General features: G+C 70.1%; 11 protein-coding genes. 4 read left to right on the forward strand and 7 right to left on the reverse strand.

The features are described 5' to 3' along the window. Window positions 1–24: 24 nt before the first annotated feature. Complete coding sequence (locus GAS53_RS16140; RefSeq protein WP_151478280.1) at window positions 25–726, reverse strand: response regulator; 702 nt, start codon at window positions 724–726, stop codon at window positions 25–27. Window positions 727–952: 226 nt separating this feature from the next. Here GAS53_RS16140 and GAS53_RS16145 point away from each other — a divergent pair, with 226 nt between their 5' ends. Next, window positions 953–1540, forward strand: a complete 588-nt coding sequence (locus tag GAS53_RS16145) for an Rv1733c family protein (RefSeq protein WP_151478281.1) — start codon at window positions 953–955, stop codon at window positions 1538–1540. A gap of 124 nt (window positions 1541–1664) precedes the next feature. Here the strand turns inward: GAS53_RS16145 and GAS53_RS16150 are convergent, their stop codons facing one another. Together GAS53_RS16150 and GAS53_RS16155 are read right to left on the reverse strand one after the other, a co-directional pair. Beyond that, window positions 1665–2321 (reverse strand): CBS domain-containing protein, encoded by a 657-nt coding sequence (locus GAS53_RS16150; RefSeq protein ID WP_151478282.1) that lies wholly within the window; start codon window positions 2319–2321, stop codon window positions 1665–1667. Between the two features lie 35 nt (window positions 2322–2356). After that, window positions 2357–2821, reverse strand: a complete 465-nt coding sequence (locus GAS53_RS16155; RefSeq protein WP_151478283.1) for a Crp/Fnr family transcriptional regulator — start codon at window positions 2819–2821, stop codon at window positions 2357–2359. A 425-nt stretch (window positions 2822–3246) separates the two neighbouring features. Here GAS53_RS16155 and GAS53_RS16160 point away from each other — a divergent pair, with 425 nt between their 5' ends. The 3 genes from GAS53_RS16160 (at window position 3247) to GAS53_RS16170 (ending at window position 7718) form a co-directional block, all read left to right on the forward strand. Then, window positions 3247–4155: a universal stress protein gene (locus tag GAS53_RS16160; protein ID WP_151478284.1), complete on the forward strand. Its 909-nt coding sequence runs from the start codon at window positions 3247–3249 to the stop codon at window positions 4153–4155. Between the two features lie 86 nt (window positions 4156–4241). Beyond that, window positions 4242–5090, forward strand: a complete 849-nt coding sequence (locus GAS53_RS16165) for a universal stress protein (protein WP_192583131.1) — start codon at window positions 4242–4244, stop codon at window positions 5088–5090. A gap of 243 nt (window positions 5091–5333) precedes the next feature. Next, window positions 5334–7718: a phosphoketolase family protein gene (locus GAS53_RS16170; protein WP_151478285.1), complete on the forward strand. Its 2385-nt coding sequence runs from the start codon at window positions 5334–5336 to the stop codon at window positions 7716–7718. A 536-nt stretch (window positions 7719–8254) separates the two neighbouring features. On the opposite strand, the gene GAS53_RS55150 is transcribed toward GAS53_RS16170, so the two are convergent. The 4 genes from GAS53_RS55150 to adhE form a co-directional block, all read right to left on the reverse strand. Continuing rightward, window positions 8255–8635 carry a hypothetical protein gene (locus GAS53_RS55150; RefSeq protein ID WP_192583132.1) on the reverse strand — a complete coding sequence of 127 codons (381 nt, stop codon included), beginning with the start codon at window positions 8633–8635 and terminating at the stop codon, window positions 8255–8257. After that, a complete protein-coding gene (locus tag GAS53_RS16190) occupies window positions 8632–9297 on the reverse strand; it encodes a DUF4389 domain-containing protein (protein ID WP_151478287.1) in 666 nt (221 codons plus the stop codon). Before GAS53_RS16190 ends, GAS53_RS55150 begins: the two co-directional genes overlap by 4 nt. Window positions 9298–9472: 175 nt before the next feature. After that, a complete protein-coding gene (locus tag GAS53_RS16195) occupies window positions 9473–9991 on the reverse strand; it encodes a pyridoxamine 5'-phosphate oxidase family protein (protein WP_192583133.1) in 519 nt (172 codons plus the stop codon). 171 nt (window positions 9992–10162) lie between these two features. Then, a complete protein-coding gene (adhE, locus tag GAS53_RS16200; RefSeq protein WP_151478289.1) occupies window positions 10163–12853 on the reverse strand; it encodes a bifunctional acetaldehyde-CoA/alcohol dehydrogenase in 2691 nt (896 codons plus the stop codon). Window positions 12854–13037 lie beyond the last annotated feature (184 nt).

Consider the following 13037-nt stretch of genomic DNA (forward strand, 5'->3'; position numbering starts at 1 on the left):
GCCTCTGGGCGCGGTCAGGAGGACCTATCGGGAGGGGTGATCGGTGGGCTCGTGCGGTTCGAGGTGGCTGGCCAGGACCGCGGCCTGGACGCGGCGCTGGACACCGAGCTTGGCCAGCAGCCGGGAGATGTGGTTCTTCACCGTCTTCTCCGACAGATAGAGCTTCTTGCCGATCTCCCGGTTGGTGAGCCCGTCCCCGATCAGCGCGAGGATGTCCCGCTCGCGCGGCGACAGGCTCGCCAGCTCGGGCGCCATGGCCGGTTCCTCGGCGGGGTCCGCGCGCAGTGAGCGCATCAGTCGGGCGGTCGTCGTGGGATCCAGCATCGACTGGCCCGAGGCGACGGTGCGTACCGCGGCGATGAGGTCGGAGCCCTTGATCTGCTTGAGCACGTATCCGGCCGCTCCGGCCATGATCGCGTCGAGCAGTGCTTCCTCGTCGTCGAACGACGTCAGCATCAGACAGGCCAGCTCCGGCATCTGGCTGCGCAGCTCCCGGCAGACGCTGATCCCGTCGCCGTCCGGCAGGCGCACGTCGAGCACGGCCACGTCCGGGCGCAGCGCCGGGCCGCGCGCGAGGGCGTGCATGACGTTGTCCGCGTCGCCGATCACGGAGATGTCCGGTTCGGCGTCCAGGAGGTCGGTGAGACCGCGTCGCACGACCTCGTGGTCGTCGACCAGGAAGACCCGGATCGGATCCTGCTCGGTGAAGGTACGTGCCTCCGTCATGTCGACCTCTCGATTCGCGGCTGGACTGTTGACCACACGCCGGCTGTGACGACGATCATCGCCTTCCGGGCCCCGACGCACTAGGGCCGACCGGCCCCACTCACACCGGCGACCCACCCCGATCGGCCCGCTCGTCGCGGACCACCGGCCCCTCCCGACGGCGGGCACTGGATGCCACCTTTTCGACAGTACTCGTGCTCGTGGTGCCCGTGAGGGGGTGTGACCGATGCGGAAGATCAAACGCACGAAGGTCCGAGGCTGGAGATGGCGGCGCAATGCGCTCCGGCGGCACAGCGACGCCGTGGAGGCGCGGATCGTGCTGGGGACCTGGGTGCTGGTGGTGATCGGGGGAACTGTGGCCGGTGTCGTCGGCGCCAGCGCCATGGATGACACGGTCGAGCGACAACGGGCGCAACTGCGGCCCGTCTCCGCGGTGGTGGCGGCCGATGCGCCGAGCGGCGCGCACGACGTGGCCACCGGCGCGGTGTACGACCGTGTGCTCGCGAACGTCCGTTGGACCGATGGCGACGGGACTGTCCGGACGGACAGAGCGAAGGTGAGGTCGGGTGCCACGGTCGGAGCGATGGTCCAGGTGTGGGCGGACCGGTACGACCACCTGGTGTCCGAGCCCCTCAGCCCCGCGGAGGCGGTGACCCGGATCGTGCTGGCGGGCACGGGCGCGGCTGCAGCCGGGGGTTCGTTCGTCCTGGTGGGCGGGCGCCTGGCACGGTGGCGGGTGGAGCGCCGGGCCACGGAGCGTTGGGGCGAGGAGTGGGACCGGGTCGGGCCGAAGTGGGCGCGCAAGACCGGTTGACGTCCTGAAGAGCTGTTCGGGGGGTGCGGGTAGCGGGCATGGGAGCCGGTACCCGCACCGGGCCCGCGTGTTCCGTCGGCGGACGGACACGCGGGCCCCTTTGCGTGAATAGCCAGTAGGAGCGTCAGGTCTGACGAGCCGGACCCACGAGCTCGAACTCCACGTCCACGACGCCCTCGACGGCACGGATGAGGCGCGCGGCCACGGGGACCAGAGAGGTGTCCCGGATGCGGCCGGTGAGCGTCACCACGCCGTCGCGGACCCCGACACGGATGGGGGACAGGGGCGCGGGGAAGAGGTACGACACCACCTCCCGGCGGACTTCCTCGGCGAGGTCCTCGTCGGCCCGCAGGAACACCTTGAGCAGGTCGGCGCGGCTGACGATGCCCTCCAGCATGCCGTGGTCGTCGACGACAGGGAGCCGCTTGACCCTGGCCTGCGCCATCGCCCGTGCGGCCTGGGCGAGAGTGGTGTCCGGGCGCACGGTCAGGGCAGGCGCGGTCATCAGTTCCCCGGCGGTCACCGCGCCGGCCTTGGCCAGATCGGAGAGGCGCCGCAGCTGGGTATACCGGTCCGGGTCGCTGTCCCGGAACTCCTCCTTGGGCAGCAGGTCTGCCTCGGAGACGACTCCGACGACACGGCCCTCGCCCTCCAGGACGGGCAGGGCGCTGACCCGCCACTCCTGCATCATCCGCACGATCTCCTTGAAGTTCGCTCCGCGGCCGATGGCGGCGACCGTGTGGGTCATCACATCGCTCACGATGTGCGGGGTGCCGTGCATGGTGACTCCTTCGACGGTTCGGTCCGAGGGCGCGGTCATCGCGGACCGCCGCTGCCGTACGGGGCGTACAGGTCCAGCAGCCGGGTCCGGGCCGACCGCAGCCGGTGGGCGAGGATGTCGCCCACCCACTGGGTCACCGTCAGGCCCAGTGCGGGATCGTCGTGGCACATCGCCCGGACCGCCGTGGCGTCGAATTCGTAGGCGCGTACGGGAGTGGTCGCCTCGGCGCCCATATGCCACGCGTGCGGCGTGAACAGCCAGGACCAGCCGACGAGTTCGTTGTGCCCGACGGTCTGGATGACGGCCGCGCGGCGCCCGGGCACATGCATGTCGAGAGCCACCGTGCCGGTCCGGATGATCCAGAACCGGTCCGCGCGCCCGCCCTCTTCGAAGAGGCGCGTTCCCTGGGGGAACGACACCTCCCGGGCGATACGCATCAGCCGCTCGCGGTGCTCGGCGGGCAGCGCACGCAGCATGCTGAATGTGGCGGAAGTGTTCATGACGCTGCTTCTTCCTGGAGAACGTGGACCGCTTCGTGAGTTCGACGAGCACGATTCCGCCGGGCCGCGGGCCAAGTGAAGGCGGTCGGCGAGCAGCGCGCCCTGTGGGGTGGTGTGTGCCATTCCTCCCCCAGACGGGAGTACGGACTTACCGACTCCAGCGTCTTCCGGTGGGCCCGCTCTCACCATGGGCCACCCGGCCCAGAGACCGGTCCGGACGGCACCGAACCGGTATGGGCTGCCGTGCTCCGGAGCTGAACCGCATCGCCCGGGCCGCGTAATGCCCGCACTCCGGCCTCAGGACGAGGCGGCCACTGAGGTGGGGCCGAAGGGCCTTCGGTAGGGCCTGGGCGGCCCCTGCTCACGAACTCGTTCCCGAACGAGGCTCGGCGGGAGGACAGATACACATCCAGGAGGTGCGGATCATGCTTCGACACGTCGCCGCGGGGATCGACGGCTCGCCCGAGAGCCTCGCCGCCGCGCACTGGGCGGCCCGGGACGCGCTTCGGCGTGGCGTCGCACTACGCCTGGTGCATGCCTGGGAGTGGCATCCGCGGCCCGCCGCGTCCGTGCCGATGGGCATGTCCGAGCGTGACTGGGCGGGGAAGAACCTGGTTCGGGCGTCGAACAGCGTCCGCGCCGCTCACCCCGGGCTGCGCATCATCGACGAGCCGGTGCAGGAATCGCCGGTCGCCGCGTTGCTCGCGGCCGCCGAGCGTGCCGAGCTGCTGGTCGTCGGTGCCCGTGGCCTCAGCGGTGTCGCGGGCTTCCTGGTCGGTTCCGTGTCCCAGCGGGTCGTCGCCAGGTCGACGTGTCCGGTGGTGCTCGTACGGGCGGGGGAGAGCTCCGCGGACGAGCACTTCTCGGCCCCGGGCGGAGTCTCGCCGGACGAGATCTCCGAGACGCCGTACCGCGACATCGTTCTCGGACTCGACACCGACCGGCCCTGTGACGAACTGATCGCGTTCGCCTTCGAGACGGCCCGGCGCTGTCGTGCGTCCCTGCGGGTGATCCACGTCTTCAGCGCTCCGCCGGCCCATGCGGTCGCCGACCGGCTCGTTCCGCAGTCCGGCCCCGAGCTGCTCGCGGAACACGAACACGCCGTGGTCGCGACACTGCGCCCGTGGTGCGAGAAGTTCCCCGAGGTCACCGTCGTCGAGACGGTCGTCGAAGGCCGTGCGACCAATGAGTTGATGCGTGCCACCTCGGGAGCGGCCCTCGCCGTCGTCGGACGGCGAACGCGAGAAGCCCGGCTCGGTACGCACATCGGTTCCGTCGCGCACGCGGTGCTGCACCACGCCGGGTGCCCCGTCGCCGTAGTCCCGCATTCCTGAATCAGCCCCGAGCTGACCTCGCGAACCGGGCGGACGGCAGGTCCGCCGCTACCCGGGAATCATCGACCCGACAAGGAGGGACGGACATGACCACTCGCCATGTGACCGTCGGAGTGGACGGCTCACTCATCGCCGTACGGGCGCTGGACCGGGCCGCCGATGAGGCGGCAAGGCGCGGCACCGCTCTGGAGATCGTGTACGCCGTGCCCGACATCGACGAGGCCGAACCGATCCTGGCGTCTGCGACGTTACGCGTCCATGACCGTCACCCCGGCCTGCCGGTCACGACGCGGGCGGCCCAGGGCAGCCCGGTACAGGCGCTGCTGCGGCACGGGCAGGACGCGGCACTCACAGTGGTCGGCACCCGCGGCCTCGACCGCTTCGCCGGCCTGCTGTTCGGCTCGGTGAGCCTGCGCCTGGCCGCGCACACGCACAGCCCGCTGCTCGTCGTACGAGGGGACCACCAGCCGACAGGCCGTGGAGAGGTGCTGCTCGGTCTGGAGAGCGACGCCGACGCCGACGCGGCCGCGTACGCCTTCGAAGAGGCCGAACGCCGAGGAGCCGAGCTGTGCATCCTGCGCGCGTGGACGTATCGGCACCTCACGCCCGAGCAGCCGGAACCAGTGCCCACACACCGGGTACAGAACGATCTCGTCCAGCAGACACGGACCGAACAGGCGGTGCCCCGCTTCACGGTCGCCGTCCTGCGGGAGCAGCACCCCGGGGTCGAGGTGGAGACCCGCGCGGTTCGTTCGGGTCCGGCGCACGCGCTGCTGGAGGCCACCCGCGAGGCCGCCGTCGTGGTCATCGGCGCCCACCATCGTCCGAACCGGCTCGGCCCGCAACTGGGCCCGGTCACCCACGCCCTGCTGCACCACTCCCACTGCCCGGTGGTGGTCGTCCCCGTGGGGCAGGGAGGGACCACCACCAGCTGAGCGGCTGCACGGTACGGCGTCGAGGGAGCTTGCCGGCGGGGTCGCCGGACGCCTTTCCGCCCCAGGCAGCCGGCCCGGACGCGAGCTGGGGACCATCCACGACAGCCGCCGACCGGACCGTCAGGCAGGGCCGGATCGAGCGTCGGTATGGGCCGACCGGCCCTGTTGACGGTCCGTCGGGCGGGCCGAGGGTGGAAGGCAGTACGCACCGGCACGTGACTTCGACCCGGAAGGGAATCCACCATGCGTGACGTCCCACAGCAGGCGCCCGCCCCGATCACGGACGACGAACTGCGGGCTCTGGACGCCCACTGGCGTGCCGCGAACTACCTGGCCGTCGGTCAGATCTACCTCATGTCCAACCCCCTGCTGACCGAACCGCTGCGTCCGGAGCACGTCAAGCCGCGGCTACTCGGCCACTGGGGCACGTCACCCGGTCTGAACCTGGTGCACACCCACCTCAACCGCGTCATCAAGGCCCGCGGCCAGGACGCCCTGTGCATCTGGGGACCCGGCCACGGCGGGCCCGCCGTCCTGGCCAACTCCTGGCTGGAGGGCACCTATTCGCAGACGTACCCGGACATCGGCCGGGACGGCGAGGGCATGGCCAGGCTCTTCCGGCAGTTCTCCTTCCCCGGCGGCGTACCCAGCCACGTCGCGCCCGAGACGCCCGGCTCCATCCACGAGGGAGGCGAACTCGGCTACTCCCTCTCGCACGCCTACGGCGCCGCGCTGGACAACCCGGACCTGCTGGTCGCCTGTGTGATCGGCGACGGCGAGGCCGAGACCGGGCCGCTGGCTGCCTCCTGGCACTCGAACAAGTTCCTCGACCCGGTCCACGACGGGGCCGTGCTGCCGATCCTGCACCTGAACGGCTACAAGATCGCCAATCCGGCGGTGCTGGCCCGGCTGCCCGAGCCCGAACTCGACGCACTGCTGCGGGGATACGGCCACGCCCCGATCCACGTCACCGGCGACGACCCGATGAGCGTGCACCGTGCCATGGCGGCGGCCATGGACGACGCCCTGGACCGGATCGCGCTCCTTCAGCGCACTGCCCGCGATGGGGGCGTGACCGAGCGGGCCCACTGGCCGGTGATCGTGCTGCGCACCCCGAAGGGCTGGACCGGGCCCGCCGAGGTCGACGGCCTCCGGGTGGAGGGGACTTGGCGTGCCCATCAGGTCCCGCTGTCAGCCGTCCGCGACAACCCCGAGCACCTGCGACAGCTGGAGACCTGGCTGCGCTCGTACAAGCCCGAAGAGCTCTTCGACGAGCACGGCCGCCCCCGCGAGCAGGTGCTGGCCTGCGTCCCCGAGGGCGCCCGGCACCTGGGCGCCACCCCGCACGCCAACGGCGGACTGCTGTTGCGCGAACTGCCCCTCCCGGATCTTGACCGGTACGCCGTCGCGGTCGACAAGCCCGGCGCGACGCTGCACGAGCCCACCCGGGTCCTCGGCGATCTGCTGGAGCACGTCATGCACCACACCGGCGGCCGCCGCGACTTTCGGATCGTCGGCCCCGACGAGACCGCCTCCAACCGGCTCCAGGCCGTCTTCGACGCGAGCGGCAAGGCCTGGCAGGCGCAGACCCTCACGGTCGACGAGCACCTGGACCGGCACGGCCGGGTGATGGAGATCCTCTCCGAACACACCTGCCAGGGCTGGCTGGAGGGCTATCTGCTGACCGGCCGGCACGGGCTGTTCTCCTGCTACGAGGCGTTCGTCCACATCGTCGACTCCATGGTCAACCAGCACATCAAATGGCTGCGCGTCACCCGCCGGCTGCCCTGGCGCGCCCCCATCGCCTCCCTCAACTACCTCCTGACCTCCCACGTCTGGCGCCAGGATCACAACGGCTTCTCGCACCAGAACCCGGGCTTCGTCGACCACGTCCTCAACAAGAGTCCGGAGGTCGTACGGGTCTATCTGCCGCCGGACGCCAACACCCTGCTGTCGGTCGCCGACCACGTGCTGCGCAGCCGCGATTACGTCAACGTCGTGGTCGCCGGCAAGCAGCCGTGCTTCGACTGGCTCACCATGGACCAGGCGCGGGCCCACTGCGCCCGCGGCGCCGGGATCTGGAACTGGGCCGGTACCGAAGACGGCACCCGCGAACCCGACGTAGTGCTCGCCGCCGCCGGCGACGTCCCCACTCAGGAGGTGCTGGCCGCCGCGCAGTTGCTCCGACAGCACCTGCCGGACTTGGCCGTCCGTGTGGTCAACGTCGTCGACCTGGCCAGGCTGCTGCCCCAGGAGGAACACCCGCACGGCATGCCGGGACCGGAGTACGACGCGCTGTTCACCCGCGACAAGCAGGTGATCTTCGCCTACCACGGCTACCCCTGGCTGATCCACCGCCTGGCCTACCGGCGCACCGGCCACCCGAATCTCCATGTCCGTGGCTACAAGGAGATCGGCACCACCACCACGCCCTTCGACATGGTCGTCCGCAACGACCTCGACCGCTACCGGCTGGTGATGGACGTGATCGACCGCGTTCCCGGACTGGCCGTACGCGCGGCCCCCGTACGGCAGTTGATGGAAGACACCCGGCTGCGCCACCACGACTGGATCCGCGAACACGGGACCGACCTGCCCGAGGTCGCCGACTGGACCTGGAGCGGCTGAAGCGGTGACCGGCGAAGGATGTTCGGACATGCCCCGCACCGTCACCGTCGGCCTGGACGGCTCGCCCGAGAGCCTTGCCGCCGCGGACTGGGCCGCCCGCGAAACCCTGACTCGTGCACGCCTGAGGATGGGAGCCGTACACGTATGCACCGCTGGCTGGAGTAAGCGTGCCGCCGCCCACGAGCGGCCGTCAGCGCGACTGGGCCGAGCGAAGTCGTGGGCCACCGTACCCGCCACGCGCAGGCCGGCACCCACATCGGCCCGGTGACCCACGCGGCCCTGCAACACGCCGCCGCGCCGGTAGCGGTGATCCCCCGCACGACTGACCACGCGATCCGAGCCGCTCCCAGCAGGAGTGGAGGGCGTCGGTCGGCAGGTGATCAGGACGAGGCCTGGCCCTCATCCGTGCTCTCGTCGACGCCTGGGCGTCCGCAACAGGCGACGAGGGCACACGACGTGGTTCACGCTCGGGCTGTAGGGCTTGCCACCGATGTGCCCGAAGCTCGGAGCCCGGACCGGCGGTCTGCGCGGTCGGTTCAGTAGAGGGACGCGGGCCAGGTGCCGGCCACGGCGACGATGACACCCACGTCGAGCAGTACCCCGAGGCTGAGCCACGGATCGAACCAGATCGCCTTGAGGGCAAGCCCCATTGAGGCCGCCACGACCGCCGTGGCGGGCCACCAGCCGCTTCCGGCGGCCACCCCCGCCCCGGCAACGGCGTACACCAGGGCGACGTACCAGGCGAGTGCCAGCGACGCGGCCCTGGCCGGTGCGGCCGAGACGTGGGCCGCGGCGAGAGCCCACGAGTGCCCGGGGTCGAAGGCGAGCGGCTTGCCGGGCTGCGCAGGCGTCGTCCAGACGCCGGGGTGCAGCAGCCCGTGCGCGATCAAGAACGCCGTCACGAGGACGGTGATCATGACAGCTCCTCCGTATCGATCGGTTCGGTGCCGCCCATGTCGAGCCGGAACGGCGGGTAGGCGTCGGTCATCAGGGCGACGTACGCGGCGACGCGCAGCACCCAGCGGTTGAAACCGAGGATCAGGTCGAACAGGTCCTTCGAGTATTTCTGGGTGAAGGCCATGATCACGGCGGCGATCACCGTCAGGACGGCGATGAGTCCGCCCGACCACCAGCCGAGGCGGAAGCCACCGAGGAAGAAGCCGATGACGATGTAGTGCGGGATGGCGAGGAGCCACCACTTCACCAGCACCAGACCGCGGGAGAGCCGCCGTGGGTAGGCGATGTCCAGCCGGGCCGGATACTCGGGTTCCTCACGCAGACTGAAAGGCGGGTACCGATCGGTGGCCAGGGCGCCGTACGAGTAGTAGGCGACCCGCCAGCTCCAGCGCAGCACGCCGAGGTTGAAGTCGAACAAGGCGCGCGGATAGCGCTCGGTGAACAGGATGGCGAAGAACGCGATCACGCTCACCACGGTGAAGGCGATCCAGAGGAAGAACAGCACCACGTAGTGCGGAATGACCAGGATCCACTTCACCAGCCACAGCCACCGGGACAGCGGCGCGTCGAGCTCCGCGTTCACCCGGACCGGACGGGCCGGGAATCCGACGAGGGTCGTCATGGCGATCAGCTCCTTCGTCCTGCGCCGGCCGCAGTGCATCACCGGCACATGACCAGCGTCACCGCGCGCGGATGTGGCCGCGAGGGCTGTGTGGGGCTGTCCCGTTGGGCCTGTCGGCCCTTCAACGGCTCAGTTCGCCTCCGGCACGACAGCGTGCAGGATCAAGCGGCGTGGATCAGTCCGACGGGCCGTGAACTGTGCCCGTTCCGGGCGTCCCGGGCGCGAGGGCCCTGGCTCCGTCCGGCTCGGGTGCGGGAGTGAGACGGATGCCGGTGATTAGATCGGGGCGGATACGGACCGTGTAGTCCATGGCCCGGTTCACCCAAGGGCGCAGCATTGTCTGGTAGCGGTCCACCTCGGTGGCGTCGGTGACCAGGTGAGCGTATCCGGTGACGACGACGCTCCAGCCGAGATGGGTCTCCGGGTTGATGGCGTCGGCTTCGTAGGCCACGACAACGCCCTCACCATCTGCGTGCCGCGTGTGCGCGGTCAGGGCGGCGCCTTCATGGGTGCGGATGATGATGTCGCCGTCGTCCAGGACGTGGTTGACCGGACGGATGGTCGGCAGCGCGTATTGAGTGAAGACGATCCTGCCCAGCGACACGCTGCCCAACAGCTTGAGGGCTTCGGCGCTGTGGAGCTCGATGCTCTGCCGGGGTCCGACGGCGGGCTGCTGGGCGTTCTCGGGTGTCATGATGAACTTCCGTACGGATTCGTCACTCACTACGTGTCTCGGCGGGTTGAGGACCTGTTGCCACGGCCACGGAGAGATACCGGGGTGCCGGCAGTGTCCGAGACCTCCATCGAACGGCGATTGATCGCGTCGTACTAGGGCCGTTCGGTCCATGCCGCCGACCGGTCGACCCTATTCGCCGGCGACGCCCCCTCCGCTGTAGTAGGCCGTGCGCATGAGCGCCTGCATGTCGTCGAGCATGGGCGTGCGTGGGTTGGCGGGTGCGCACTGGTCCTCATAGGCGTTGAGAGCCTGTTGGGGCAGGGCGTCGAGGAAGGTCTGCTCTTCGATGCCGAGGGCGTGGAACGACGGTTCGATGCGTACGGCGTCGCGCAGCCGTTCCACGGCGGCGGCCAGGGACTCGACTCCTTCGGCCGGGGTTGCGGCGGGGAGGCCGAGGGTGCGGGCGATGTCCTGGAAGCGGTCGGGAGCGCGGTAGTGCTCGTACTTGGGCCACCCGGTGAGCTTCGTCGGGACGGTGCCGTTGTAGCGGATGACGTGTGGCAGCAGGACGGCGTTGGTGCGGCCGTGGGCGATGTGGAAGGTGGCGCCGAGGGTGTGGGACATGGCGTGGACGATGCCGAGGAAGGCGTTGCCAAAGGCCATGCCGGCGATGGTGCCCGCGTTGTGCATCTTCTCCCGCGCGTCGGGTCGGGCGTCCCGGTCGTTCACGGCCGCCTCGAGGTTGTCGAAGATGAGCCGGATGGCGTGCAGGGCCGGTCCGTCGGTGAAGTCGTTGGCGTAGACGGACACGTACGCCTCGATGGCGTGGGTAAGGGCGTCGAAGCCGCTGTCGGCCGCGAGAGCCGGGGGCAGGTCGGCGGTGAGCAGCGGATCGACGATGGCCACGCTGGGGGTGAGCGCGTAGTCCGCGAGGGGGTACTTCTTGCCGGTGGCGGGGTCGGAGATCACGGCGAACGGGGTCACTTCGGCGCCGGTGCCCGAGGTGGTGGGGATGCAGACCAAGCGGGCGAGCTCGCCGAGGACGGGGAAGCGGAAGGCCCGCTTGCGGATGTCGGAGAACTTGTGGCGCATGTCGGCGAAGTCGATGTCCTTGCCGGCGGCCTGCTGCTCGTACAGCAGCCACATCACCTTGGCGGCGTCCATCGGTGAGCCGCCGCCCAGCGCGATGATGGTGTCCGGGCGGAAGTCGCCCATGAGGCGGGCGCCGCGCCGCACGGAGTCGATGCTCGGCTCCGGCTCGACATTGTCGATGATCTGCACCGTCACGGGTTCGGGGCGGCGCTGCAGGACGCGGCCGACGCGGTCCACGAAGCCGAGGCGGGTCATGGTCGCGTCGGTGACGATCGTGACGCGGTGCACGTCCGGCATGGAGGCGAGGTAGCGGATGGCCTGCGGCTCGAAGTAGATCTTCGGCGGGACCTTGAACCACTGCAGGTTGTTGTGGCGAGTGCTGACGCGCTTGATGTTCAGCAGGTTCGCGGCTGACACGTTGTTGGACACCGACGTGCTGCCCCAGGAGCCGCAGCCCAGGGTGAGTGAGGGCAGCAGGCTGTTGTAGATGCCGCCTATCGCGCCCTGCGAGGAGGGGGCGTTGACGATGACCCGTACCGTCTTCATGCGGGCGCCGTACGCCTCGGCCAGTGCCGCGTTCTCGGTGTGGATGACGGCGCTGTGCCCCTGGCCGTGGAAGGCGACCATGTCGGCGGCCAGGTCGAAGCCGTGGCGCTGTGAACCCGCGCGCAGCACGGTCAGTACCGGGCACAGCTTCTCGCGGGTCAGCGGCTCGTCCGGGCCGACACGGTCCGCCTCGACCAGGATGAGCGAGGTGTCGGCGGGCACGGTGAAACCGGCCTGCTCGGCTATCCACGCCGGGCTCTGGCCGACGGCCGCGGAGTTGACCTTGGGCTCGCAGCCGGCGCCCGCGGCCCCGGTCGGGAAGAGGAACGTCTCCAGCTTCGCCTTCTCCTCGGCGGTGGCCCGGTGCGCGTGCAGGGTGCGGAACTCGGCCAGGGCCTGGTCGTAGATCTCGGTGTCCAGGATGACGGCCTGCTCGGAGGCGCAGATCATGCCGTTGTCGAACGCCTTGGACAGCACGAGGTCATTGACGGCGCGGCGCAGCTTGGCGCTCTTGTGGACGTAGGCGGGGACGTTGCCGGCGCCGACGCCGAGCGCGGGCTTTCCGGCCGAGTAGGCGGCCTTGACCATGGCGTTGCCGCCGGTGGCGAGGATCAGCGAGATGCCCGGGTGGTGCATCAGCGTGCCGGTCGCCTCGATGGAGGGAGTCTCGATCCACTGCACGCAGTGCTCCGGCGCGCCCGCGGCGACGGCCGCGTCCCGGACGATACGGGCGGCCTCCGCGCTGCAGCGCTGCGCGGAAGGGTGGAAGGCGAAGACGATCGGGTTGCGGGTCTTCAGCGCTATGAGGGCCTTGAAGAGCGTGGTGGAGGTCGGGTTGGTGACGGGCGTGATGGCGCACAGCACGCCGACCGGTTCGGCGATCTCGACCATGTCGTCGATGTCGTCGCGGGCGATGACCCCGACGGTCTTCATTCGGCCCATGCTGTGGGTGACGTGCTCGCACGCGAACATGTTCTTGGCTGCCTTGTCCTCGAAGACGCCGCGGCCGGTCTCCTCCACCGCGAGGCGGGCCAGTCCGGTGTGCTGGTCCAGGGCGGCGACCGACGCCTTCTTGACGATGTGGTCGATCTGCTCCTGGTCCAGGGACTCGTAGTCGGCGAGCGCCTTGAGCCCGTCGGTGACCAGCCGGTCTACAGCGATGGCGATGTCCGAAGGCGCGCCGTCGACTGAAGCGGTGTCGACTGAAGCGGTTCGGGGCCGGTTGTCGTCATGCCGGGTCATGGGATCTGCCTCCGTCGTCGAAGTCTGCGGCTCAAGTCGAGGGTGGGGACGTGTGTGGCTCAAGCGAGGGTGGGACCGGCACCGCGGGGGGTCGGTACCGCTCCCACCACCACCGTCTCCCAGCCCCAACGCCGTCCCCCAGATGCCGATGGGTCCCCTGCCGGGGCCGACTGGCCCTGGTCCG

It is taken from the genome of Streptomyces albicerus, assembly GCF_008905045.1.
GTDB classification, from domain to species: Bacteria; Actinomycetota; Actinomycetes; order Streptomycetales; family Streptomycetaceae; genus Streptomyces; species Streptomyces albicerus.